At 60.3% G+C, this 25,981-nt stretch carries 21 protein-coding genes; 14 read left to right on the top strand and 7 right to left on the bottom strand.

What is annotated here, in order from left to right; all coding sequences use genetic code 11:
• Positions 1–52: 52 nt before the first annotated feature.
• Entirely contained in the window at positions 53–2,146 is a 2,094-nt protein-coding gene (locus AC1RQB_RS15575; protein WP_063341877.1) for a TonB-dependent receptor, read from the top strand.
• 114 nt (positions 2,147–2,260) lie between these two features.
• Here the strand turns inward: AC1RQB_RS15575 and AC1RQB_RS15570 are convergent, their stop codons facing one another.
• From AC1RQB_RS15570 to AC1RQB_RS15555, 4 genes are all read right to left on the bottom strand, one after another.
• Complete coding sequence (locus tag AC1RQB_RS15570) at positions 2,261–2,473, bottom strand: hypothetical protein (RefSeq protein WP_008068732.1); 213 nt, start codon at positions 2,471–2,473, stop codon at positions 2,261–2,263.
• 245 nt (positions 2,474–2,718) lie between these two features.
• Complete coding sequence (aguA, locus tag AC1RQB_RS15565; protein ID WP_008068731.1) at positions 2,719–3,825, bottom strand: agmatine deiminase; 1,107 nt, start codon at positions 3,823–3,825, stop codon at positions 2,719–2,721.
• Positions 3,826–3,828: 3 nt separating this feature from the next.
• Positions 3,829–4,707 (bottom strand): N-carbamoylputrescine amidase, encoded by an 879-nt coding sequence (gene aguB / locus AC1RQB_RS15560; RefSeq protein WP_008068730.1) that lies wholly within the window; start codon positions 4,705–4,707, stop codon positions 3,829–3,831.
• A gap of 329 nt (positions 4,708–5,036) precedes the next feature.
• Positions 5,037–7,949: an aminotransferase gene (locus AC1RQB_RS15555; protein ID WP_063341878.1), complete on the bottom strand. Its 2,913-nt coding sequence runs from the start codon at positions 7,947–7,949 to the stop codon at positions 5,037–5,039.
• Positions 7,950–8,169: 220 nt separating this feature from the next.
• Between AC1RQB_RS15555 and AC1RQB_RS15550 the strand changes: the two genes are divergently transcribed.
• The 5 genes from AC1RQB_RS15550 (at position 8,170) to AC1RQB_RS15530 (ending at position 13,186) form a co-directional block, all read left to right on the top strand.
• Complete coding sequence (locus tag AC1RQB_RS15550; protein WP_081235250.1) at positions 8,170–8,694, top strand: DUF3916 domain-containing protein; 525 nt, start codon at positions 8,170–8,172, stop codon at positions 8,692–8,694.
• Between the two features lie 141 nt (positions 8,695–8,835).
• Positions 8,836–9,381: a dTDP-4-dehydrorhamnose 3,5-epimerase gene (gene rfbC, locus AC1RQB_RS15545; RefSeq protein ID WP_063341879.1), complete on the top strand. Its 546-nt coding sequence runs from the start codon at positions 8,836–8,838 to the stop codon at positions 9,379–9,381.
• Between the two features lie 106 nt (positions 9,382–9,487).
• Complete coding sequence (locus tag AC1RQB_RS15540) at positions 9,488–11,296, top strand: sensor histidine kinase (RefSeq protein WP_063341880.1); 1,809 nt, start codon at positions 9,488–9,490, stop codon at positions 11,294–11,296.
• On the top strand, positions 11,293–12,687 hold the full coding sequence (locus tag AC1RQB_RS15535; protein ID WP_008068723.1) for a sigma-54-dependent transcriptional regulator: 1,395 nt from the start codon (positions 11,293–11,295) through the stop codon (positions 12,685–12,687). Before AC1RQB_RS15540 ends, AC1RQB_RS15535 begins: the two co-directional genes overlap by 4 nt.
• 40 nt (positions 12,688–12,727) lie before the next feature.
• The gene (locus AC1RQB_RS15530; protein WP_008068720.1) at positions 12,728–13,186 is read left to right on the top strand and encodes a YiiD C-terminal domain-containing protein; all 459 of its coding nucleotides are present in this window, start codon (positions 12,728–12,730) and stop codon (positions 13,184–13,186) included.
• Positions 13,187–13,303: 117 nt separating this feature from the next.
• Here the strand turns inward: AC1RQB_RS15530 and cysQ are convergent, their stop codons facing one another.
• Complete coding sequence (gene cysQ, locus AC1RQB_RS15525; RefSeq protein ID WP_063341881.1) at positions 13,304–14,137, bottom strand: 3'(2'),5'-bisphosphate nucleotidase CysQ; 834 nt, start codon at positions 14,135–14,137, stop codon at positions 13,304–13,306.
• Positions 14,134–14,700, bottom strand: coding sequence for an ADP compounds hydrolase NudE (nudE, locus tag AC1RQB_RS15520; RefSeq protein WP_063341882.1), 567 nt, complete (start codon positions 14,698–14,700; stop codon positions 14,134–14,136). The genes cysQ and nudE overlap by 4 nt, the downstream gene beginning before the upstream one ends.
• Before the next feature lie 88 nt (positions 14,701–14,788).
• Between nudE and yrfG the strand changes: the two genes are divergently transcribed.
• Complete coding sequence (gene yrfG, locus AC1RQB_RS15515; protein WP_008068716.1) at positions 14,789–15,451, top strand: GMP/IMP nucleotidase; 663 nt, start codon at positions 14,789–14,791, stop codon at positions 15,449–15,451.
• Between the two features lie 127 nt (positions 15,452–15,578).
• Here yrfG and lysM read toward each other — a convergent pair whose 3' ends face one another.
• Positions 15,579–16,019: a peptidoglycan-binding protein LysM gene (gene lysM / locus AC1RQB_RS15510; protein ID WP_063341883.1), complete on the bottom strand. Its 441-nt coding sequence runs from the start codon at positions 16,017–16,019 to the stop codon at positions 15,579–15,581.
• A 137-nt stretch (positions 16,020–16,156) separates the two neighbouring features.
• Between lysM and AC1RQB_RS15505 the strand changes: the two genes are divergently transcribed.
• From AC1RQB_RS15505 to AC1RQB_RS15475, 7 genes are all read left to right on the top strand, one after another.
• Positions 16,157–17,044 carry a LysR family transcriptional regulator gene (locus AC1RQB_RS15505; RefSeq protein ID WP_008068714.1) on the top strand — a complete coding sequence of 296 codons (888 nt, stop codon included), beginning with the start codon at positions 16,157–16,159 and terminating at the stop codon, positions 17,042–17,044.
• Between the two features lie 91 nt (positions 17,045–17,135).
• The gene (gene fdhD, locus AC1RQB_RS15500; protein ID WP_063341884.1) at positions 17,136–17,975 is read left to right on the top strand and encodes a formate dehydrogenase accessory sulfurtransferase FdhD; all 840 of its coding nucleotides are present in this window, start codon (positions 17,136–17,138) and stop codon (positions 17,973–17,975) included.
• Positions 17,972–20,320, top strand: a complete 2,349-nt coding sequence (locus tag AC1RQB_RS15495; protein WP_063341885.1) for an FdhF/YdeP family oxidoreductase — start codon at positions 17,972–17,974, stop codon at positions 20,318–20,320. Before fdhD ends, AC1RQB_RS15495 begins: the two co-directional genes overlap by 4 nt.
• A 124-nt stretch (positions 20,321–20,444) precedes the next feature.
• Complete coding sequence (locus AC1RQB_RS15490) at positions 20,445–21,365, top strand: LysR family transcriptional regulator (RefSeq protein WP_063341886.1); 921 nt, start codon at positions 20,445–20,447, stop codon at positions 21,363–21,365.
• Positions 21,366–21,615: 250 nt separating this feature from the next.
• A complete protein-coding gene (locus AC1RQB_RS15485; protein ID WP_063341887.1) occupies positions 21,616–23,154 on the top strand; it encodes an MFS transporter in 1,539 nt (512 codons plus the stop codon).
• 26 nt (positions 23,155–23,180) lie between these two features.
• The gene (locus tag AC1RQB_RS15480) at positions 23,181–24,245 is read left to right on the top strand and encodes an HlyD family secretion protein (RefSeq protein WP_008068709.1); all 1,065 of its coding nucleotides are present in this window, start codon (positions 23,181–23,183) and stop codon (positions 24,243–24,245) included.
• Complete coding sequence (locus tag AC1RQB_RS15475; RefSeq protein WP_063341888.1) at positions 24,242–25,810, top strand: efflux transporter outer membrane subunit; 1,569 nt, start codon at positions 24,242–24,244, stop codon at positions 25,808–25,810. The genes AC1RQB_RS15480 and AC1RQB_RS15475 overlap by 4 nt, the downstream gene beginning before the upstream one ends.
• Positions 25,811–25,981: the final 171 nt, after the last annotated feature.

Raw genomic sequence — 25,981 nt, 5'->3', positions numbered from 1 at the left:
AGCATTACCATTCGCGCCCTCGATTTTCTCTACCCTTCCGGATGCGCTTCAGATGCCTGCCCCCTCCCGCCTTACGCCCATCACCCTTGGGCTCTCTGCTTTCCTGTCTGCAGGTTTTACCTGTGCCGCCACGACTGTTTTACCCGAGACTTCGATCAACGCCGAAGCGCAAGTTGACGATCCACGCGTAAAGGAGACCAGCACTGCGACCCGCACGGCTACACCGGTGCGCTACGTGCCGCAGGCCATCGATTCGGTGAAAACCGCGAACGTCGTGGATTACGGCACCAACGATCTGGGCACGGCACTGAGCGGCATGCCCAACGTCAGCAGCGGTGCCGACACCCGCTTCGACAGCCTGCGCATCCGTGGTTTCGACGCCAGCAACGACTTCTACCTCGATGGCATCCGTGACGACAGCCAGTACGTGCGCGACTTGCACAACATCGAACGCATCGAAGTCCTCAAAGGCCCAGCCGCTGTTTTGTATGGCCGTGGCAGCCAGGGCGGGATCGTCAACCGGGTCAGCAAACTGCCGGAGTTCGGTCGTCGCTCGACCATTGAGGCCCAAGGCGGCAGCGATGATCTGCGCAGCCTGTATGCCGACCTCAGCACCGATCCAAGCGAGAACATCAGCCTGCGTCTGAACATGGGCAACATGGACCAGAACAGTTTTCGCGATGGCGTCAGCGGCAATCGCCAACTGTTCGCGCCGTCGATGAGCTGGCAACTGACGCCCGACCTGAACTGGTTGGTGCAGTACGAATACAGCCGCTACAACCGTACGCCGGATCGCGGCATCCCCGGTGTCAACGGGCGCCCGGCAGACGTAGGAAGGGACACGACCTACGGCAGCGAGCACGATTTCATCGACGACAAGTCGCAATCCCTGCGCTCGAAACTCAGCTATGAACTCAGCGATAACTGGCAGCTGCGCCATACCCTGGGTGTATTCAAGCTCAACAGCGATTTCGACAACACCTACCTGACCGGCTACACCCCGGCGACCAACAAGGTCACGCGCCAGCACTGGCAGCAGGACCTGACCACCCGCAACGTCTATAACAACGTCGAACTGGAAGGCGGGTTCGACACGTTCGGCTTGGAGCATCGCTTGCTGACCGGTATCGAGATCGGCAGCCAACGGCGCGATCCGACGTTGTATAACGCAGCGACATCCGGGCGCGGTAGCTCCCCGGTACCGGCACTGGATCTGTACAACCCGAATCGCGACTTGCGCCATACCGGGCGGATGCAGGTGTCGAGCAGTACCCATACCGAAGTCGAAAGCCGTGCGGTGTACGTGCAGGATCAACTGCGCCTGAACGATCAATGGCAACTGCTAGCCGGTTTGCGTTATGACACCTTTGATATCGAATCGACCAACAAGCTGCGGGACATTTCCGAAGATCGCGACAGCCACAGCACCAGCCCGCGCGTAGGCGTGGTCTGGACGCCGCTGCAGAATCACTCCTTCTACGCCTCCTGGACCAAGACCTTTTCCCCGGTCGGTGGCGGCTTGATCGGCATCACGCCAGGCGCGGCCGGCAACAGCAACGATCTGAGTCCCGAGCTGACCAAGCAGAAGGAAATCGGCGTGAAGAGCGACTGGCTCGACGATCGCCTGAGCACTACGCTGGCGATCTACGAGCTGGAACTCTCCAACCGTCGCACCAGCGACCCGAACAATCCGACCATGACCTTGCTCACCGGCCTGCAACGCTCCCGCGGGATAGAGCTGACCGGCACCGGCAAGATCGCTGGCAACTGGTACGTGCGCGGTGGTGTCGGCGTGCAGGACGCAAAAGTCGAGAAGGACAACAACGGCTTCGAAGGCAAACGCATCAGCAACGTCGCCAAGCATAACGGCAGCCTGTTCCTGACCTGGAAACCGGAAATGGGCTGGTACGCCGAAACCGGTTTGACCCTGGTGGGTCAGCGCTACGCCGACAACCTCAACACCACCGTGTTGCCAGGTTATGGCCGTTGGGATGCTTTGGCCGGGTTCCGGCACAAGGATTGGGATTTGCGGGCGGCGCTGAATAACATCACCGATCGCGAGTATTACTCGTCAGCCACCAGCGCGGCGCAGATCCAGCCGGGCGCACCACGGAGCCTGGTCGTGACCGGTACTTACAGTTTTTAAGAGAAAGATGATCGTTCCCACGCTCTGCGTGGGAACGATCAATCATAAAAACCTTCGCCCATAAAAAAGCGCCGCCTTCCCGGCAGCGCTTTTATCAATCCGTTGTTTTTCTTCTTATCCTTCCATCACATCCCACAGTGCTTCCAGTTCCGCCTCGCTGAATAAACCAGCGGGGTAGCGCTCGATCATCATCCGGCGCGGATCAGGTTCTCTGATCTGACGCGTTCCATTGGACTTCAACCATTGCGCCAAGACTTGGAGCGATTCGCTATTAACTGCCAGGGGATGCATTGCCCGCTCGCTCACGACGTTCATTTCGGCGTTCATCTCAGCGCTCTCTCCTGGTTTGTGAGCGGCTAACTTATCCAAGGTTTATGACAGAACATCGAAGTTCTCTCCCTCCCCATGTTGCGCCATCGAAGATACAAGAGCTGTGCCAATGTTTTCGAAGTGTCGACAAGTGGATACAAAAAAGCCCGCAGTCCTGACGGGCTGCGGGCTTTGTGTGAAATAACGAGGCTAAATCGTTGCTCAATCGATTCTTCAATCAACTCAGGCTGTTACAACCTCACTCACTCCTTGTGCGGCGCGGGCTGTTGTTGGGTAAGGCAGTGGATGTTACCGCCCCCCAGTAACAGTTCGCGACCCGGCACCATGACCACTTCGTGCTGCGGGAACAAAGCCTGCAAAATCTCTTTGGCCGGACCGTCCAATGGGTCGTCGAAGCTCGGCGCGATGATGCCGCCATTGACGATCAGGAAGTTCACATAAGAGCCGGCCAAGCGAACGGTTGGATTGCGTTCCTGAGTGCCGTCTACCGGATCCACGCCAGCGCACTCGTCTTCGGTCGCGTACAGCGGCCCAGGAATCGGCATCTTGTGCACCGTGAATGGGCGCCCTTTGGCATCGGTGCTGTTTTGCAGCACGTTCATTGCCGCCTGACAGCGCGGGTAGTTCGGGTCCTGCGGGTCGTCGGTCCAGGCCAGCAGTACTTCGCCCGGACGCACGTAGCAGCAGAAGTTATCCACATGGCCGTCGGTTTCGTCGTTGAACAAACCGTCCGGCAGCCAAATAATCTTATCCACAGCCAGATTGGCGCTGAGCACCGCTTCGATTTGCGCACGGTCCATGTGCGGGTTGCGATTGCGGTTGAGCAAGCATTCTTCGGTAGTGATCAGGGTGCCTTCGCCATCAACATGGATCGAGCCGCCTTCGAGCACAAAACCTTCGGTGCGATAGCGCGGGCTGCGCTCGATTTCGAGGATCTTGCCCGCCACCTGCGAGTCACGGTTCCACGGCGAATACAGACCACCGTCAAAACCGCCCCATGCATTGAAGTCCCAATCCACACCACGGACTTCGCCGCGATTGTTGATGACGAACGTCGGGCCAGTATCCCGAACCCAGGCGTCATCGCTGGACATCTCCACCAAACGAATATTCGGCACGTCGAGACGGGCGCGAGCATTTTCGTACTGGCCGGCGGAAACCGCCACGGTCACCGGTTCGAAACGCGCGATGGCCTTGGCCACCGCCACATGCGCGGCTTGCGCCGGTTTGCCGCCCAGGCGCCAGTTGTCCGGGCGCTCGGGCCAGACCATCCAGGTCTGGGTCTGTGGTGCCCATTCGGCGGGCATGTAAAAGCCGTCGGTGCGAGGGGTGCTGTTCAAAGTGGTCATGGTTCAGGACTCCAGGGAACCGTCGAGGGTTTTGATCGCGCCGTACAGGTTCGGGCGACGGTCACGGAATGAGCCCCATGCGCTGCGGATGTGCTCCAGCTCATCGAGGTCGAAACTGTGAACCAGAATGCCTTCTTCTGTTTCATTCAGCTCTTGGACTTTCTCGCCAAACTGGTTGGCGATGAACGACGAGCCGTAGAAGGTAATGTCGTAGCCGTCCTGCTCTTCGTTGCCGATGCGGTTGCTGGCAATCAGCGGCATCAGGTTGGCGCCGGCATGGCCTTGTTGCACGCGCTGCCAATGATCGCGGGACGAAATGGTCTTGTCGTGTGGCTCGCTGCCGATGGCGGTCGGGTAGAACAGGATTTCCGCGCCTTGCAGCGCCATGCTGCGGGCGCACTCAGGGAACCACTGATCCCAGCAGATACCCACGCCGATTTTCGCGTAACGGGTATTCCAGACTTTGAAGCCAGTATCGCCCGGGTTGAAGTAGTACTTTTCGTGGTAGCCAGGGCCGTCTGGAATGTGGCTTTTACGATAAATCCCGAGGTTGCTGCCGTCGGCATCGATGATCGCGATGCTATTGAAACGTGCGCGGCCGGCCAGCTCGTAGAAGCTGATTGGCAGAACAACCTGCAATTCTTTGGCGACCTTCTGGAAATGCTTGATGGCGACGTTGTCTTCGACCGTCGTGGCCAGCTGCAGGTAATCAGGGTTCGGTTTCTGGCAGAAGTACGGCGCCTCGAACAGCTCCTGGATCAGGATGATTTGCGCGCCTTTCGCCGCAGCCTCACGGACCAGCTTCTCAGCGGTCTCGATGTTGGCTTCAAGGTCCCAGGAACAGGCCATCTGGGTAGCGGCGACGGTAACGATACGGCTCATGAATCATCTCCTGGGCAAGTGCTGAGGGTCGAGGGTGGCATCGACCGATGACAGAAAGAGGCAGCACCGGGCGTGGTTCATCCACACCGTGGGCAGTGGCGACTTTATAGCCGATAAAAATCGGCTTTTAAAGCGATAAATATTCTTTCCATCAAAAATTTCTCACTTAAACCCGATAACAATCGAGATTTATGCATGCCTTTATGACGCCTTCGCGGGCAAGCCTCGCTCCTACAGGTCCGTGTCGTGCGCATATTCCGCGAACGACATAGATCCGTAGGAGCGAGCGGTGCGGCGATCCGACTTGCCCGCGAAAGCGATCTCAAGTCTTACAACCCTTCGTCCAACACCTTCGACAGCATGTCGACGAAGAAATCCACGCTCTGATGCGACGTAACCATCGGCGGCTTGATCTTGAGAATGTTCAGGTAATCACCCGTCGGCTGCATGAAGATCCCCAACTCACGAAGGCGATCGCACAACGCCGTGGTTTCTTCAGTCGCGGGCTCCAGGGTTTCTCGATTGCGAATCAACTCCACGCCCAGATAAAAACCGGAGCCATGCACCGCTCCCACCAACGGATGCTGGTCAATCAACGCTTCAAGACGTTCTTTGAAATACCCGCCCACAACCTGCGCGTTCTCCCAGAGTTTTTCTTCTTCCATCACATCCAGCACCGCCATGCCAATCTGGCAACTGACCGGGCTGCCACCGGCTGACGAGAAGAAGTAACCCTCGGCCTCCAGCGCTTCAGCAATTTCCCGTCGGGTAATGACAGCGCCCAACGGCTGGCCGTTACCCATGCCTTTGGCCATGGTGATGATGTCCGGCACCACGCCCTGCTCTTCGAAGCCCCAGAAGAATTTGCCCATGCGGCCGTAACCGACCTGCACTTCGTCGGCGATGCATACCCCGCCCTGAGCGCGGACCAGCGCATAGACCTGCTTCAAATAACCCGGCGGCAACGAGATACCGCCGGCATTGCCGTACACCGGCTCGCAGATGAAACCGGCCAGTTGGCGTTTTTGTTCGGCGATTTTCGCCAGGTTGTGTTCGACGCTGCGCACGTAGTCCGGTGCGCTGTCGATACCACGAAATTCACCGCGATAGGTGTTCGGCGCGGTCACTGGATGCACCCAGTCCGGACGGCTGCTCAAGGCCTTGGGGTTGTCGGCAATCGAGGTCGAGACCGCGTCCGCCGCGACTGACCAACCGTGATACGCCTCCAGCACGCTGAGCATGTCGCGACCGCCGCTGTAGGCCCAGGCCAGGCGAATCGCCAGATCATTGGCCTCGGTGCCGCTGTTGACCAGAAATACGCGATCCATGTTGTCCGGTGCCAGCTTCAACAAACGCTCGGAAAACTCGGCAATCGCCGCGTAGTGAAAACGCGAATTGGTGTTGAGCAACGACCACTGCCGGCTGGCGACGGCAGCCATGCGCGGATGGCCATGACCCAGGACCGCGACGTTGTTGAGCATGTCGAGGTAAGAGCGACCCTGCATGTCGATCAGGTGATTGCGCCAGCCGCGCTCGATGCGCGGTGGGTCGACGTAATAATGCTTCTGGGAACGAGCGAAACTCGCGTCACGGCGGGCCAGCAATGTCTGCGAGTCGAGCTCTTCTTGCGCATCACAGGCCAGGCCCAACAACATGGCAGGTGAAGGACACAATACCTGCCAGGCTGCCGCGCGCGATGGCGTGCAAAACAACGGCGCGTCGAGCTGAGCACTTCGGCACAACTGCACGATCAACGGCCCGCTGACCGAACCCAGCACCTGGCCTTTGACTAGCGCCGCGCTACTGCGAACCGATGGAGCCACACCCCACAATCGGACGCTGAGCTCTGGGCCATCCAGTTGCAGCAAGTTCTCCCCTTCGATATGGATAACGCCGGCAAACGGCGCTTCGACCGCCGTGCCATCGGGCACTCGCAACGCAACGTGTAGCGGGAAAGTATCCGGTTCTCTGGCGCAGTCCGGCCGGGTGCGGGACAGACGATACTGACCATATCGACTGGCCGCCAGACCATGAGCCGCGGCGGCCTCAGTCAGCAGACGCAGATCGATCCCTTGCTGCTCCCAGTTACCCGCCTCGAAATGCGGACTGAGCACGCCCAGATCGATCAATGCAAACTCACGCCCCACCAGACTTGGCAACAATGGCGCGAAGTCTTCACTGCCGATGCTCGGCAGGCTTTGACCGACGGCGGTAAGAATCGCCGCCTCCATCAACGCCAACGGCACCGATGTGGCAACACGGAAAATTTCCCACTCATGGGTCAGGTTGTCGCGACTGTACTCATTGCCCGGATCAATGCTGACCTGCTGTTCCCCACTCAGCACCAGCACCGCCGAGCGGGCGACGATCAACGGCCAGAGTGCCAGCAACTCTTCATGCTGCAACGGATTGACCGCGTGATAAGCCCGAACCGCCGGCAAAATGTAGAACGGATCGCCATCGGCATGGTGCAGCAGCGCGGCGCAGGTCACCGACAGATCGGTGATCCGCCAGGTACGGACCAGGTCGCCGAAATCGATGACGCCGTGCAACTGCCATTGGCGCTGCGAATCCCGCTGCCAGACTACGTTGTCGTCGGTGATGTCCATGTGAATCGCCTGCACCGGCAGCTTGTCCACCAAGGGCTGCAAATGGCGCTCGGCCTGTTCAGCGGCTTCGGCGATCAGCTTTCGCTGCGGGTCATCCTGGATCACCGGCAGCAAATGAGCGATTAACGCGTTGGCGTGGCGAGCGTCCCATTGCAGGGTGCGCTCAAGGCCTGGGTGATTGAAACCGGCCAGCGCCAGGTCCATTTCGCCGCAGAGCCGACCGAAACCGGCGACCACTGAATGGCTTAGATGATTGAGGTGCGTCAGGGACTGGCCGTCGATGTAATCAAGCAGACGCACATGCACTGCTTGGCCCCCAACCTCAAGTGAGAGCAAGTCTGCGCCATTTTTGGCAGCAATCACTCCCGGCACCGGCACGCCGGAATGTTCAGCCAGATGCTTGAGCGCTGCGTGTTGAGCTTGCAGCTCCAGCGCCGAGTAATCACCACGGCAGATTTTCAGGACAAAACGCCCCTGCTCGCTGTCGACGCGGAAATTGAGATCCTGCTGGCTCCCAAGCGCCTGCAACCGCCCGCTCAGCCCGTAATGCTCTTCCAGCAGCTCAAGCGCTTGCGCCGCAGACACCTGCGGGCTGGGCAGACTGGCGCGGTGAATCAACGTGGCGAGCGGCATACAACAACCCCTGAAATTTTATTAGGCGCTTATATCGCCACTGCTTGGGGCGATGCGCAACCCCCTTATACCGGCCAGAGAGTCGGCATTGGGGATAGTTTCCGGTCAGCGATCACCCAGATGAACTTTCCTACAGCAATCTCGGATTGCCTTTCACTGTTCCTGATTCCAACCTATAGCCACAAAGGATTCTTCAACCGCCCAGGATAAAGTCGCCACCATGACGATGCGCCGCCTTGCACTCTCAAACAAAAAAATCCGAAACATCCCACGTCGATTGAAAGGCCTCGCAGCCTGGGCCTCTCGCTTCGAGGGCTATTTTCCGGACGATCTGACGCTCGAACAGAAATACTGCAACTGGAAAATTCCGGTTATCACGACACTGGTAGAGGGTAAACAAGCGACCACTGCCATACGCAAAGAATGCGCTCAACAAATGATCAATGCAGCGCATCACATACGCCAGGCTAGACCGGAAAATGCCATCGACTGTCGAGTAATCACGGTTATCTGCCTGCCAGACATGTTCACCAGCGAAATCTGCATTTACACCAATCTGGACTACCACCGAAGTCACATCCCGCTAATCGATAGTGAATACTGCCCAGCGGACAAAAGCCTCGCAACGGAATGGGGTCTCGTTCTTCCGGACGGGATGAAAGAAAGAGGTTTGCGCTTTACCGCTGAAGATTGCGACGGACAACCCTATGAGGCCGAGCAGTGGTATTTCGGTGAGGTCGATTAACAGGTGAGAGATCACCAGTTTTTTTACTGATGGAAATACAGCGACTTCACGAATTTTATCCCCTGAACCACCGCCCCACTCGCACCCGCCGCCACTTTGCGTAAGAATGTCGACCATCACGCCTATTGCCGGAGAAACACCATGAATGTAGTCACCACCGACCTGCCCGGTGTTCTGATCATCGAACCCAAGGTATTTGGTGACGAGCGCGGTTTCTTCTATGAGAGCTTCAACGCCAAGGCTTTCCAGGAAGCAACTGGCCTGAACACCCAGTTCGTTCAGGACAACCATTCCCGCTCGCAAAAAGGCGTACTGCGCGGCCTGCATTACCAGCTGGAAAACACCCAGGGCAAACTGGTCCGCGTCACCGCCGGTGAAGTGCTGGACGTGGCGGTGGATATTCGCCGCAGCTCGCCGCATTTCGGCAAATGGGTGGCGGTACGCCTGTCCGCCGACAACCATCGCCAACTCTGGGTACCGGAAGGTTTTGCCCATGGTTTCGTGGTACTGAGCGATTTCGCCGAGTTCCTCTACAAAACCACCGACTACTACACTCCGTCGGCCGAGCGCAGCATTCGCTGGGACGATCCGGACCTGGGCATCGACTGGCAGTTGGACGAAGCACCGAAACTATCAGCCAAGGATCAGTCCGCCGCGCTCCTCAAGGACGCTGAAGTCTTTTCCTGAATTCCTGTGTGAATTTTCACCGCCAGCGCGCACTTGATCCCAGGTGCGCAGACTGCGCCCGCAAGCCTAGGCATAATGCGTCTATACCCATAGGCGCTTGATGCTCATGACCCCCACTCTCCCCCGCAGACCCCGCTGGCGCAGCCTGGCGCTACTCGCGTTGTGCCTGGCGCCCTTGCTTTGGCCTCTGGAGCATTTGGCCGAGCGTTACTACCGCAGCGAACTGGCCGGACAGAACCGTCAGACCCTCGACCTTTACGTCGCCAACCTGCTGGGCACTCTGCATCGGTATGAAGTGTTGCCGCAGATTCTCGGCGAGCTGCCTGCTCTGCGTGCGACATTGGCTGCACCCGACGAGGGCGTGATTCAGGGCAATGCCAATCGCCTGCTGAAAAACATCAGTGCCCAGACCGGCGCCGAAGTCATGTACCTGATGGACACCACCGGCAAGACGCTGGCGGCCTCCAATTGGGACAAACACGACAGCTTCGTTGGCCGCAATTTCGCTTTCCGTCCTTATTTCAGCGAAGCCATGGCCGGGCGTCTGGGGCGCTTCTTCGGCCTGGGCACCACCTCGGCCAAGCGCGGTTACTTCTTCGCGGCGGCGATACGCGATCGCGAAAAAATCATCGGCGTGCTGGTGGTCAAGGTCGACCTCGACCATACCGAAAGCCTCTGGGGCAAAACCCCGGAACAACTGTTGGTCACCGACCACAATGGCGTGGTCATCCTCACGTCGCGGCCCGAGTGGCGTTTTCGCTCGACACGCCCATTGAGCGAGGCAGAGCGCGAGGCCATCACCGCGATTCAACCCTACCCGACCCGCGATCCCAAGCCGTTGAATCTCGACACCAACGCCTGGCTGACGCAAACCCGGCAGATCGAAGAAACCGGTTGGAGCGTCAGTATCCTTGCGCCGCGCACCCTGATCGATCGTCCGGTACGCACCGTCGTGGCCATTGGCGGCGCAACGCTGCTGGTATTGATGCTGCTGCTGGGCTTGATGATGCAACGCCGACGCCATTACCTGGAGCGGATCGCCTTCGAAGGCAAGGCCCGCCACGAACTGGAAGGCCGGGTCGCCGAACGGACCAGCGACCTCGAAGGCCTCAACCGTCGACTCAAGCAGGAAGTGCTGGAGCGCGAACACGCTCAGCAGGAACTGGTGCGCGCGCAGGATGACCTGGTGCAGGCCGGCAAGCTCTCGGCGCTGGGGACGATGTCGGCGAGCATCAGCCATGAGCTCAACCAACCGCTGGCGGCAATTCGCAGCTACGCGGAAAACGCCGAAGTGCTGCTCGATCATCAGCGCACCGAGGATGCTCGCGGCAACCTCAAGCTGATCAGCGAATTGACCGGGCGCATGGCCTCGATCATCGCCCACCTGCGCGCCTTCGCCCGGCGTGATCGTCACGCCCCGGAAAGCGTGGCCCTGCAACCGGCACTGGACGACGCGCTGGCATTATTGGCCAAGCGTCGGCGCAGCATGGAAGTCGAGCTGATCCGTGACCTGCCGGCTGCCACCCTATGGGTCGAGGCCGGGGAAACCCGTCTGCGCCAGGTACTCGGCAACCTGCTGGCCAATGCCCTCGATGCCCTGACGGAAAAAGGCCCGCCGCGTAAACTCTGGTTGAGTGCCGAGTCCACCGCCGACGGCGTCAATCTGTACATTCGCGACAATGGCCCCGGGTTCTGCCTGGAAGCGCTGGGGCGTGCCGGCGAGCCCTTCTACACCACCAAGACCCGCACTCAGGGGCTTGGCTTGGGGCTGGCGATCTGCGACACCCTGATGCGCGCCTTCGGTGGTGAATTGTCGTTCTCCAACCACAAGGAAGGTGGCGCCCTGATTACCCTGAAGTTGCGCGCAGGCGCACCGGGCGTGAGCCTGCAACCGTCCGAGGACCGAAGTGCATGACCATCGACAACCGCATCCAGGTCGTGTTGATCGACGACGATCCCCACCTGCGCCAGGCCCTGAGCCAGACCCTGGACCTGGCCGGCCTGAAAATCCTGCCGCTGGCTGAAGCCAAAGGCCTGGCCGGGCAGCTGGAGCGTGACTGGCCGGGCGTGGTGGTCAGTGACATCCGCATGCCAGGCATGGACGGCCTCGAACTGCTGACCGAACTCCACGCCCAGGACCCGGAGCTACCCGTGCTGCTGATCACCGGCCACGGCGATGTGCCGCTGGCCGTTCAAGCCATGCGTGCCGGAGCCTATGATTTTCTGGAAAAACCTTTCGCCAGCGACGCGCTGCTCGACAGCGTACGTCGTGCCCTGGACCTGCGCCGGCTGGTGCTGGACAACCGCAGCCTGCGTCTGGCCCTGAGCGATCGCAACGAACTGAGCGCTCGGCTCGTCGGGCAATCAGCGCCGATGCTGCGCCTGCGTGAGCAGATCGGTGCACTGGCGGCGACCAAGGCCGACGTGCTGATCCTCGGCGAAACCGGTGCGGGCAAGGAAGTGGTGGCGCGCGCGCTGCACGACCTGTCGAGTCGGCGTAACGGTCCATTCGTGGCGATCAACGCCGGGGCTCTGGCCGAGTCGGTGGTGGAAAGCGAGCTGTTCGGTCACGAGCCCGGTGCGTTTACCGGCGCGCAGAAGCGTCGCATCGGCAAGTTCGAATTTGCCAATGGCGGCACGTTGTTCCTCGATGAAATCGAAAGCATGAGCCTGGATGTGCAGGTGAAATTGCTGCGCTTGCTGCAAGAGCGGGTCGTCGAGCGTTTGGGCGGCAACCAGCTGATCCCGCTCGACATCCGCATCATTGCCGCGACCAAGGAGGACCTGCGTCAATCCGCTGATCAGGGCCGCTTCCGTGCCGACTTGTATTACCGCCTGAACGTCGCGCCGCTGCGCATTCCGCCGCTGCGTGAGCGAGGCGAAGATGCGCTGATGCTGTTCCAGCATTTCGCCGATGAAGCCAGCGCCCGCCACGGTTTGCCACCCCACGAATTGCAGCCGGGACACCGGGCGCTGCTATTGCGCCACACCTGGCCAGGCAATGTACGTGAACTGCAGAACGCCGCCGAACGCTTTGCCCTGGGTCTGGAACTGGCGCTGGACAACAGTGCGCCGGATGGCGGCGTCGGCAGCACGATTGAAGTGGTCAGCGGCGGCCTGAGCGAGCAAGTGGAGAACTTCGAGAAGAGCTTGATTGCCGCCGAACTGGCGCGCTCGCACAGCTCCGTGCGCAGCCTTGCCGAAGCGCTCGGGATTCCGCGCAAAACCTTGCACGACAAACTGCGCAAGCATGGTCTGAACTTCGGCGACAGCGGCGCCAGCAGCCCCACCGACGACCTTGATTGAGCTACCGTAAAATCATCCCCTTCAAACAAAAGGCCCGTGAATGAACCGCGACAGTCGTCACCTGGAATCGATCCTCCATTCTGACATCCCCCTCACGCGGGACATGGGCCTCAAAGTGCTCGACTGGCACGATCAGCAACTGCGCCTGCACCTGCCGCTTGCGGCCAACGTCAATCACAAGAGCACCATGTTCGGCGGCAGCCTGTATTGCGGCGCAGTGCTGGCCGGCTGGGGCTGGCTGCATTTGCGTTTGCGTGAAGAAGGCATCATCGAAGACGGACACATCGTGATTCAGGAAGGGCAGATCAGCTATCCACTGCCGGTCACCATGGACGCGACGGCGATTTGCCAGGCACCGAGTGCGGCGGTGTGGAAGAAGTTTCTGGCGATGTATCAGCGGTACGGTCGGGCGCGGTTGACGCTGCATTCACGGATCGTGAATACCGGGAGTGAAGAGGATGCGGTGCGGTTTACCGGGCAGTATGTCCTTCACCGATGACTGATCGTTCCCACGCTCTGCGTGGGAATGCAGCCCGTGACGCTCCGCGTCACTGGACGCGGAGCGTCCCTAGAGGCATTCCCACGCGGAGCATGGGAACGATCTTATCTTTGATCTTCAACCCCGAGCCAAAGCCAGCAATTTCTCCCGCCAAGCCGCTTTAGCCGGCAGCGCCAGGAAAAACTCATTCAGCAACGACTCCCGCGCTGGATAACAGAACGGCTCACCGCTCAAATCCAGCACCTCACCGCCCGCACCTTCCAGCACGCCTTGCGCAGCCGCCGTGTCCCACTGCGAAGTCGGCGCCAACCGCGGATAACAATCCGCCGCCCCTTCCGCCAGCAGGCAAAATTTCAACGAGCTGCCGATGTTCGCCAGTTGCAACTCACCCAGGCTGTCACTCAACCCCGCGAGTAACCGTTCCTGCTCAGGGCTCGAATGCCGACGACTGGCGACCACCGTGAAAAGCTCACCCGCCACCGGAACCTCGCGAACCTGAATCGGCAACGGCTCGGCACCCTTATCACCACGCCAGGCACCCAACCCTGCACCGCCGACATAAAAGCGCCCGTTGGTCGGCATCGACACCACGCCAAACACCACCCGCCCCTGCTCGATCAGCGCAATGTTGACGGTGAACTCTTCGCTGCCGGAAATAAACTCCTTGGTCCCGTCCAACGGATCGACCAGCCACCAGCGCTGCCACCCGGTGCGCACGCTCTGGGGGATATTGGCGTCTTCTTCGGACAGCACCGGAATGCTCGGATCCAGCGCTGTCAGCCCGGCCAGAATCACGTGATGAGCGGCCATGTCGGCGGCGGTGACCGGGGAATCATCGGCCTTTGCAGTGACACCAACGTTGACGCGCCAGAACGGCAGGATCGCCTCGCCAGCCTTCAAAGCCAGTTCAACGACTGGCGCCATCAACGGATGGGGAAAATTCAAGTTCACGGCAAAAACACCCCACGTTGAGTCAGTAAGTCACGGGCCAGATACAGCGCCGCCAAGGCACGGCCCTCGGTGAATCGCGGATTCTGCGCCAGGGACGACAATTCACGCAGGTTGATCTTTTCCACCCCCATCGGCTCGGGCTCATCACCCTCCCGGCGTTCTTCGTACAGCTCAGTGGCCAGCACCACCTGGATCCTCTGGCTCATGTAGCCCGGTGACAATGACAACTCGGTCAAATGTTCAAGCTGTCGCGCGCCATACCCGGCCTCTTCCATGAGTTCGCGCTCGGCCGCCGCCAACACGTCTTCGCCCGGCTCGATCAAACCTTTGGGCAGGGACAGTTCGTATGCATCGGTGCCGCCGCAGTATTCCTCCACCAACACCGCGTGCTCCGCGTCGAGCATCGCCACAATCATCACCGCGCCATGGCCGGTGCCTTTGCTGACCAGACGCTCGTAAGTACGCTCCACGCCATTGGAAAAGCGCAACTTCAGCTCTTCGACGCAGAACAAACGGCTGGTGGCGACGATCTCGCGGGCGAGTACGGTGGGTTTCTGGCGCATGAGAGGCTCCTTGGCGTAAGCGGGTTACTATACCCGGCCTATCCTGATTGTTTATCCCGGATATCTTTTTTACCGCTGGAGAAGTTTTATGTCCCTGCTGCCCTGGCATGACATCGATACCGTTTTGCTGGATATGGACGGCACGCTGCTGGACCTGCACTACGACAACCATTTCTGGATGGAGCACCTGCCCCAGCGTTATGCCGAGCTGCACGGGGTGAGCCGGGCCATGGCGGAGCTGGAATTACAGCCGCTGTTCGAACGCAATGCCGGCCAGTTGCAGTGGTACTGCCTGGATTTCTGGAGCGCCGAGCTGAAGCTGTCGGTGCGCGAACTGAAACTCGAAACCGCGCACTTGATCGCCCTGCGTCCGGATGCGGACACTTTTCTGGCGGCGATCAAACGGTCCGGCAAACGCGTGGTACTGATCACCAACGCCCACCGCGACTCGCTGTCATTGAAGCTGGAACGAATTGAACTGGCGCCGTATTTCGAGCGCTTGATCAGCTCTCACGATTATGGTTTCCCCAAGGAAAACCCACAGTTCTGGGATGCCTTGCAAGCCGACATCGGCTTCGATCCGGCGCGCAGTCTGTTTATCGACGATACGTTGCCGATTCTGCGCAGTGCGCGCAATTTTGGCGTGGCGCATCTGCTGGCCGTGAGCGAGCCGGACAGCCGCAAAGGGCCCAAGGACACGGCCGAGTTTGCGGCGGTGGGGGATTATCGGGAGCTCATCGCAGGACTTTAGACCGAGTCGCCTGCATCGCGGGCAAGCCACGCTCCCACAGGTTTTGTGTCGTGTGCACTCTACGCGAACGACACAAAACCTGTGGGAGCGAGGCTTGCCCGCGATGGCCATCACACGGTCTCAAGTCTTACTCAGGAATCCGCAACACCTGCCCCGGATAGATCTTGTCCGGGTGCGAAAGCATAGGTTTGTTGGCCTCGAAGATTTTGTTGTACTTGTTCGCGTCGCCGTATTCGGCCTTGGAAATCGCGCTGAGGGTGTCGCCCTTTTTCACCGTAACGAAGCGAGCGGCCTTCGCCACCGGCCCGGTCACCGTGATCTGGTCATCAACACTGCCGACACCGGCGATATTGCCCACGGCCAACAGAATCTTTTCCTTCTCTTCCTGGCTCCCCACTTCACCGGTGACGATGACTTTGTCGCCCTGGATTGTCGCCTGAACATTCGGATTACCCAGGCCGACCTTGCGGATGTGTTCCTTCAACTGCTCGCTGGCATTGGCATTGCCAGGTGTCAGCAGATCAATAAGTTTTTCGCCTGCTTCTTTCACAAAGCTAAAAATACTCATGGTGCGCTCTCCTTGGGGTTTAGGTTCCAGACGCCAAAGACTAGACCAGCCTTGCACAGCCCGGTTCCCAGCCGACCAATGACCCAACCCCGCGCAGGCGGTAGAATCGCAAACCTTGCCCACGCCCTGGAGCGAAGATGGACATCAAGCAGCTCAAATTCCTCATCGCTCTCGACGAAACCCGGCACTTTGGCCAGGCCGCCGCGCGCTGCCACATCACCCAACCGACCCTGTCCATGCGCCTGCGCAGCCTCGAAGAAGAACTCGAACTGCCGCTGGTCAACCGCGGCCAGCGCTTCGAAGGTTTCACCGCGCCGGGCGAGCGCGTGCTGGCGTGGGCGCGTACGGTGCTGGCAGCCTACGACGGCTTGCAGGCCGAAGCGGCAGCCTGTCGCGGCAACCTCGTGGGTACGTTGCGCCTGGGCGTGGTGCCGCTGTCGAGTTTCGACCCGGTACCGCTGATGCAGCGCCTGCACGCCGAGCACCCGAACCTGCGCTTCGAACTTTCGGCCCTGAGTTCCGAGCAGATCCTCGAGCAGCTGGCGAACAACCGTCTCGACCTCGGGGTGTCGTACCTGGAGCGTCTGGACGGTGAGCGTTTCGATTCCCTGGCTTTCAGCGAAACCCACATGGGCTTGCTCTACGATCAGCGTTTCTTCAGCTTCGGCGACGCGCCCTTAAGTTGGAAATCGTTGATTGAACTGCCGTTGGGCATGCTCACCAGCGGCATGCATTTTCGCCAGTCCATCGACCATAACTTCCACAGCCGTGGCTTGGCCCCCCAACTGTTGCTGCAAACCGATGCGGTCCACCAATTGTTACAAGCGGTACACGGTGGCCTGTGCTGCGCCGTGATGCCGCTGGCAGGCGGTCTAGAAAACCTCACCGATCACTTACGCCTGCAACCCATAGAAAGTGCCCAGACCCTCGCCCGGCTGGGGCTGATCATGCGTCGTAGCGCTCCGCGTTCGGCGCTTGCAGAAGCCTGTTTCGCGATCTATCAACAATCAATGGCCGACTCTTGATCGACGTCATCTATCGGCAGATCAGTAATAGCAATTAGACGCGACACGTTGACGCGCCTAGGCTTAAAGCTGACCAACCGTTGGTGAGCCCATGAACGCCAAGCGCCCTGACCGCGCGGCGCCTGCCGTTGAAACGCCCGCGACCGCCGCAAGCCAGACGTACAGTTACTGCAACCTTGAATACACCGAATCGGCCAGCACCGCGCTGGCCGAGGAAGTCGCGTTGGCGATTGCCTATAACGGCATCAGCCAGGCAGTCATGTTGGTGACGCCAACGGATCTTGAAGACTTCATCGTCGGCTTCAGCCTCGGCAGCGGCATCATCGAAGACGCTTGCGATATCTACGACTTGCAACTCAGCGGCTCGGGTTCGGCGCAATACGCGCAAGTGACCATCGCCAATCGTGCCTTCTGGAACCTCAAGCAGCAGCGTCGGCAACTGGCTGGCACCAGTGGTTGTGGTCTCTGCGGCGTGGAAGCGGTTGAGCAAGCGCTGCCCGACCTCAAAGTCTTGCCCGGCGCCCCACTGCCCCCGACCGAATGGCTGGACGGCCTGCGCCAGCGCATCGGCGAATTCCAGCCGCTGGGCCAACATTGCGGCGCGGTACATGCGGCGGTGTTCATGAACGGCAACGGCGAATTGTTGCTGGGCCGTGAAGACATCGGTCGACACAACGCCCTCGACAAGCTGATCGGTGGGTTGATCCGCCAGAAGATCCCGATCACTGGCGGCCTGGCGATTGTCACCAGCCGTTGCAGCCTTGAATTGATCCAGAAAGTTTTACGCGCCGGCATTCAGACCCTGGTCAGTTTATCGTCGCCCACGGGCCTTGCCGTGCAATGGGCCCGTCGACACAACCTCAACCTCATCCACCTGCCGCAGAAAAGTGCGCCGCGGGTCTACAGCCCCGCGACGGAGAATCAAGCGTGAGTCAACATCGTCAAGCCGACCAGAAACCTGTCCCTCGCTACAAGCCCTACAAAGGCCCAGCCGGTGGCTGGGGTGCGCTGATCAGCGTCGCCCAAGCCTGGTTGACCAGCGATAACGCGCTGAAAAACCTGCGCATAATGCTCAAGACCAACCAGAACGGCGGCTTCGACTGCCCCGGTTGCGCCTGGGGCGATTCTCCGGAAAAGGGCATGGTGATGTTCTGCGAGAACGGCGCTAAAGCGGTGAACTGGGAAGCGACCAAACGCCGTGTCGACGCTGCATTCTTTGCCAAACATAGCGTCACCTCGCTGCTGGAACAGAGCGACTACTGGCTTGAATATCAGGGCCGCCTGACCGAACCGATGAGCTACAACGCCGAAACCGATCGCTACCAACCCATCAGCTGGGATGATGCCTTCACCCTGATCGCCAAACATCTGCGCGGCCTGTCGAGCCCGAATCAGGCCGAGTTCTACACCTCGGGCCGCGCCAGCAACGAAGCGGCGTTCCTCTATCAATTGTTCGTGCGCGCCTATGGCACCAACAATTTCCCCGACTGCTCAAACATGTGTCACGAAGCCAGTGGTGTTGCGTTGGCGCAGAGCGTTGGCGTCGGCAAAGGCACCGTGACCTTCGATGATTTCGAACACGCCGATGCGATTTTCGTCTGGGGCCAGAACCCCGGCACCAACCACCCGCGGATGCTCGAACCCCTGCGCGAAGCGGTGAAACGCGGCGCTCAGGTGGTGTGCATCAACCCGCTGAAAGAACGCGGTCTGGAACGTTTTCAGCATCCACAGCACCCACTGGAAATGCTCACCAACGGCGACAAGCCGACCAACACCGCGTACTTCCGCCCGGCACTGGGCGGCGACATGGCGATCATGCGCGGCATGGCCAAGTTCCTGCTGCAATGGGAGCGCGATGCGCAGAAGGCTGGTGAGCCTGCGGTGTTCGACCACGACTTCCTCAATGAACACAGCGTCAACGTTCTGGAATACCTCGGCATCGTCGACGACACCCCGTGGGAGCAGATTGTCGAACAGTCCGGCCTGACCCTGGTGGAAATCGAGCAAGCGGCGCGCATGTACGCCAAGGGCAAGAACGTGATCATGTGCTGGGCGATGGGCATCACCCAGCATCGTCATTCGGTGGCGACCATCCAGGAAATCGCCAACCTGATGCTGTTGCGCGGCAACATCGGCCGGCCGGGTGCCGGTCTGTGCCCGGTGCGCGGCCACAGCAATGTGCAGGGCGACCGGACAATGGGCATCAACGAACGTCCGCCGGTGGCGTTCCTCGACGCTCTGGAGCGGCGCTTCCAGTTCAAGGTTCCCCGTGAAAACGGCCACAACGTGGTCGAGGCGATTCACGCCATGGCCGACGGCCGCTCGAAAGTCTTCATCGGCCTGGGCGGCAATTTCGCCCAAGCCACCCCGGACAGTGCGCGTACCTTCCAGGCTCTGGCCAACTGCGACCTGACCGTGCAGATCAGCACCAAGCTCAACCGTAGCCATTTGGCCCACGGTAAAGACGCGCTGATCCTGCCGTGCCTGGGTCGTACCGACATCGATATCCAGGCCGAAGGCGCCCAAGCGGTGACCGTGGAAGACTCGTTCAGCATGGTCCACGCCTCCAACGGTCAGCTTCAGCCACTGTCGAACCAGATGCGCTCGGAGCCTGCAATCATCGCCGGGATCGCCGCCGCAACCCTGGGCAGCAAACCGGTGGACTGGAACTGGCTGGTGGCCGATTACAGCCGCATCCGCGACCTGATCGCCGACACCATCCCGGGCTTCCGGGACTTCAACGAGAAAATCCAGAACCCGGGTGGTTTCTACCTGGGTAACAGCGCCAGTGCACGTCGCTGGAATACCCCATCGAGTCGGGCCAACTTCCGTGCGAACAGGCTGCCCAAACATCTAGTGCATGAGCGCACCCGCGCCACCGGCGTGCTGCCGGACCTGATCATGCAGTCGATGCGCTCCCACGATCAGTACAACACCACGATTTATGGTCTTGATGACCGTTATCGCGGGGTGAAAGGTCAGCGCGATGTGCTGTTCGTCAATGAAGCCGACATCATTCGCCTCGGGTTCAAACCCGGGCAGAAGGCTGACATTGTTTCGATTTGGGATGATGGCCGTGAGCGTCGGGTGAAGGGTTTCACGCTGCTGGCGTTTGACATTCCTGCCGGGCAAGCGGCCGCTTACTATCCGGAAGTGAACCCGCTGGTGCCGCTGGAAAGCACCGGGGATGGCAGCCATACGCCGACATCGAAGTTTGTAGCGATTCGCTTGGAAGCGGCGAGTGAGACTGGGTTGATTTTGGCCAAGTCGGCTTAACGCGGCGTCTGAGCTGACGCCATCGCGAGCAGGCTCGCTCTCACAGACCTGCCAATACATTCGTCAGGCAGATGTTTGCTAGCATTGCGTCTGGATCAATCCAGATCAGACACGAGTGCTCAGCATGCAACTCCCGGACATGAACCTGTTGGTCGCCCTCGACGCCTTGCTCGATGAAGGCAGTGTGGTAGGCGCTGCACGGCGGATGAACCTCAGCCCGGCGGCGATGAGCCGGACGCTGACGCGGATTCGCGAGGCCATTGGCGATCCGATTCTGGTGCGCGCCGGTCGAGGCTTGGTGCCGACGCCCAAGGCACTGGAGTTGCGCGAGCAGGTGCGGGACCTGGTGGAGCAGGCCGCTTTGCTGTTCCGCTCCGCCGATGAGGTGGAGCTGGGCAGTTTGCGCCGGCGGTTCAGCATTCGCGCCAATGATTTCTTTGTTGGCGTTTACGGCGGCAAGCTATTTGACACGATGGAACGCCAGGCCCCGCATTGCGAATTGCGCTTCGTTCCTGAGGGCGATGGAGACGACGAAGCCTTGCGTGAAGGACGTATCGATTTAAGCGTCAGCAACAATCGTCCGCTGATGCCGGAAGTGAAGGTTCAGAACCTGTTTTCCACGCACTTTGTCGGGCTGGTGCGTGAAGATCACCCGTTGTTCGACGAAGAAATCACCGCCGAACGTTACGCCGGGTTTTCCCATATCAGCATGTCCCGTCGCGGGATCGCCCGCGGGCCGATCGACACGGCGCTCAACGCCTTGGGGCTGGAGCGGCGGGTGGCGGTGATTGCACCGAGTTTCCATGCGGCGATGTTCGCCTTGCCGGATTCCGATCTGATTCTGCCGGTGCCCAAGGAGGCATTGCTGAGCGTGCGACGCCTGGGCTTGAAACTGCGCTCGTTCACCCTGCCGATCCCGTTACCAACCCTGATGCTGACCCAGGCCTGGCACCCGCGTTTCGACAAGGACCCGGCCCATCGCTGGATGCGTGAAACCCTCAAAACTTGTTGCGATGAGACGTGGTTGGCCGCACAACCAAGCTGAGTTGACGCAACCCCTTGTGGGAGCGGGCTTGCTCGCGAAAGCGGTATGTCAGTCAATATCAATGCTGAATGACACACCGCCTTCGCGAGCAAGCCCGCTCCCACAGGGGATCTGTGTCGTTTCAAAAATTGGCCAGCCATCCGATTTGATTGCTGCATGAAACACACTTATAAGCTGCCAATAAGTCAATTTTCGTAACCTTCCACGCTCCCTAAAATGCTTCGGTATTCCCCTTCCGGAGCTTGCAGTAATGACTTCCCTCACGGTCACGGCGCCTCTCGCTGCGGCCAAACCAACGGCCGCCGTCGCGCCACCGGTCTTCGGCCCGCGAATCATCATCGGCCTGGTGGGCGTGTTACTGGCGGTGCTGATGTCGGGCCTGAACGAGATGGTGACCAAAGTCGCGCTGGCCGATATCCGCGGCGCGTTGTCCATCGGTTACGACGAAGGCACCTGGCTGGTCGCCAGTTACACCGCGACCTCGGTGGCCGCCATGGCGTTTGCCCCTTGGTGTTCGGTGACGTTTTCGTTGCGCCGCTTCACGCTGTACGCGATCAGTGCATTCACCCTGCTGGGTGTGTTGTGCCCGTTCGCTCCGAATTACGAAAGCCTGCTGGTCATGCGCACCTTCCAAGGCCTGGCAGGCGGTGCGTTGCCGCCGATGCTGATGACCGTTGCCCTGCGGTTCCTGCCGGCCAACGTGAAACTCTATGGCCTGGCCGGTTATGCCCTGACGGCAACCTTCGGCCCCGGTCTCGGTACACCGCTGGCCGGGTTGTGGACCGAGTACGTCGGCTGGCAATGGACCTTCTGGCAAATCGTCGTGCCGTGCCTGTTTGCCATGGCGGCGGTGGCCTACGGTTTGCCCCAGGATCCGCTGCGGCTGGAACGCTTCAAGTCATTCAACTGGCGTGGCTTGCTGCTGGGGTTCCCGGCGATCTGCATGCTGGTGATCGGCATTCTGCAAGGCAATCGGCTGGACTGGTTCGAGTCGAGCCTGATCTGTGGACTGCTCGGCGGCGGGTTGCTGTTGCTGGTGTTGTTCCTGATCAATGAGTGGTCGCAACCGATTCCGTTCTTCAAGTTGCAGATGTTGGGTATCCGCAACCTGTCGTTCGCGCTGTTGACGCTGGCCGGCGTGCTTGTGGTGTTGCTCGCGGTGGTCATCATTCCCTCCAGTTACCTGGCTCAGGTCCAGGGTTATCGGCCGGTGCAGACCGCGCCGATCATGCTGCTGGCGGCGCTGCCTCAGTTGATCGCGCTGCCGTTGGTGGCGGCGCTGTGCAACCTGCGTTGGGTCGATTGCCGCTGGGTGCTGGGGATCGGCCTGAGCATGCTGACGCTGTCTTGCCTCGGTGGTTCGCAGCTGACGTCGGCATGGATTCGCGACGATTTCTATGTCCTGCAATGGCTGCAGATTTTTGGGCAGCCCATGGCCGTGCTGCCGCTGTTGATGCTCTCCACCGGCAGCATCACTCCGATGGAAGGGCCGTACGCCTCGGCCTGGTTCAATACCGTGAAAGGCCTGGCGGCGGTGATTGCTACGGGTGTGATCGAGGCTCTGACCACCGCAAGGCTGCATTTCCACTCGACCATGCTGGTAGACAACCTCGGCAATTCGCCCCTGGTCGACAGCGACAGCGCAGGCCTGGCTCATCGACTGCATCAGCAGGCCGTGGTGCTGACGTCCTCCGATCTTTATCTGTGCATGGCCGGCGTCGCCGTGGCGCTGATCCTGCTGATTTTCTGGCTGCCGACGCGGATCTATCCACCGCGCGCGCCGACTTGAATGCTTCACTGAAACAGAAGGTTTTTATGACGACTCAATCAAAGCAAAAAGTCGCTGTCGGCATTGCCGCAGCGATGGCGCTCGGCGTGTTGATTTACCTGCTGGCGCCGGGCTTGTTCGGCAAGCGTACACAGCAGAGCACCAACGATGCTTTCGTCTCGGCGGACTACACCCGGGTGGCGCCGCGCGTGGCGGGGTTCATCAAGGACGTGCTGGTGGAAGACAACCAGCTGGTCAAGGCCGGGCAGTTGCTGGCGTTGATCGACGACCGCGATCTACGCGCTGCCGCTGAAGCCGCCGACGCTGAAACCCTGGTGGCCAGGGCGCAGTTGCAAAACGCTCGAGCCACCCTGGAGCGCCAGACATCGGTGATCGCTCAGGCCCAGGCCACGGTGGTTTCAGCAAAGGCTGAAATGGCCTTCGCCGAGCATGAACTGAACCGCTACAACCACCTCGCCGGGGTCGGCGCCGGCACGGTGCAAAATGCTCAGCAAGCACGCACACGCATCGATCAGGCCTCCGCCCGTTTGGCCAATGCCACGGCGGTGCTGGCGGCGGAACGCAAGCAGGTGGAGATCCTGACCGCCCAGCGTGATGCGGCCGAAGGTGGGCTGAAGCGAGCGCAAGCAGCGCTGGAAATGGCCAGTTATGAGCTGTCCTATACGCGCATCGTTGCGCCTCAGGACGGCATGGTCGGCGAACGCGCGGTGCGGGTCGGTGCCTATGTCACACCGGGCAGCAAGATTCTGGCCGTGGTGCCGTTGGAGCGGGCTTATGTGGTCGCCAATTTTCAAGAAACCCAACTGACTGACGTACAGCCCGGGCAGAGCGTGCAAGTGCATGTCGACAGCCTCGGCGGCGAAGCCCTGCGCGGCCGCGTGGAGAGCATCGCACCGGCCACCGGCGTGACCTTTGCCTCGGTCAAACCGGACAACGCCACCGGCAACTTCACCAAGGTTGTGCAACGGATTGCGGTGAAAATCCTCCTCGATCCGGGCCAGCCATTGGCCGAACGGTTGCGGGTGGGGATGTCGGTGGAGGCGAGGATTGATACTGCCAGTACCGGCGAGCATGAGGTCGCGCAACGATGAACTTTGTTAATCGCACATCCCTGTGGCGAGGGAGCTTGCTCCCGTTGGGCCGCGCAGCGGACCCAAAATTTGCGAGCGCTGCGCACTCGAACGGGAGCAAGCTCCCTCGCCACAGAGTCAGCATTCATTCAGTGGTTTTTGTGTTGAGTCTGTTTTCTTTGAGTGCCTGCACCGTCGGCCCGGACTTCCAAAAACCTCAGCCGCAACAAGTGGCCGAATGGTCCAAACCAGCCAAAGCCGCCGCCAGTCAGATCATTCCCAGCGAAATGGACGAACGCTGGTGGGAGGTATTCCACGACCCGAAACTCTCAGCCCTGACCCAACGCGCCCTGACCGACAACCTCGACCTGAAACTCGCCAGCAGCCGCTTGCAGCAGAGCCGAGCCGCGCGTCAGGTGATCACCGCCGACCGCTATCCCAATACCGCCGCCACCGGCAGCTACGGGCGCAAACGCAACAGCGGTGAAGGCCTGAACGATCCGTCGGGCAACAACGGCGACTCGGCGTTCAACCTGTGGGATGCAGGCTTTTCCGCCTCCTGGGAACTGGATTTCTGGGGCCGTGTGCGCCGTGAAACCGAATCCGCCGATGCCACGCTGGAAGTGGCGGAAAACGATCGTCGCGGTGTGCTGCTGTCAGTCCTCGCCGAAACCGCTCAGGACTACATTCAGCTGCGCGGTGTGCAAAGCACGCGGGCCGTCACCGAGCAAAACCTCGACGTCGCCCGGCACAGTTTGAAACTCTCACAACTGCGCCTGGCCGACGGCGTGGCGACGGATCTGGACGTCGCCGAAGCCGCTGCGCAAGTCGCGGCCATCGAATCACGTTTGCCGGCGCTGGAGCAGCGTCAGTCGCAACTGATCAACGCCCTGAGCCTGTTGATGGGCGAACCGCCGCAAGCGTTGTCCGCCGAGTTATCCACAGACGCCCCGGTGCCGCAAACCCCGCGTCAGGTCGCCATCGGCTTGCCGTCGCAATTGGCCGAGCGCCGCCCGGACATACGTGAGGCTGAAGCCCGCCTGCATGCCGCGACCGCCAGCATCGGCGTGGCCAAGGGCGACTTTTATCCGCGGATCACCCTGTCGGGCAACATCGGTTCGCAAGCCCTGCAACTAAGCGATTTCGGCTCTTGGGGCTCGCGTTCGTTCGGCATCGGCCCGCAGTTCAGCCTGCCGCTGTTCGACGGCGGTCTCCTGCGCGGCGTGTTGCACCTGCGCGAAGCTCAACAACAGGAAGCGGCGCTGGCCTATCAGCAAACCGTGCTGCGGGCCTGGCATGAAATCGACGATCAGCTCACCGCCTACAACGCCAGCCAACTGCGCCGCGACAGCCTCGCCGAAGCCGTGCGCCAGAACCAGATCGCCCTGCGCACCGCGCAACAGCAATACGTCGAAGGGGTGGTGGATTTCGTCAACGTCCTCACCGTGCAAGGCGAATTGCTGGCGACCCAGCAACAGTGGGTCGAGAGCTCGACCGGGGTGTCGTTGGCGATGGTTGGTTTGTATAAGGCGTTGGGTGGGGGATGGGAGTCGGTGTATCCGCTGACGGAGACGGCGCAGCGCTGATCTGCGCGCAGAAAAACGAAAAAACCGGCCGGAGCCGGTTTCTTCACCCTGACTGCCAGCGAATTTAATCGCTGCGTACAAGGTTTAGTTCGGCGAGATTAAGGTGTCAGGTCTACGTCTGCAATCTGTGGCTGTCCGGCTATGGTGTAGGAACCTTCTGGATGATTTGTA

The organism is Pseudomonas sp. GW822-FHT02E03 (assembly GCF_058802325.1).
Note: the sequence above shows the minus strand (reverse complement) of the source record. Positions and strands in the feature narration are given on the sequence as shown.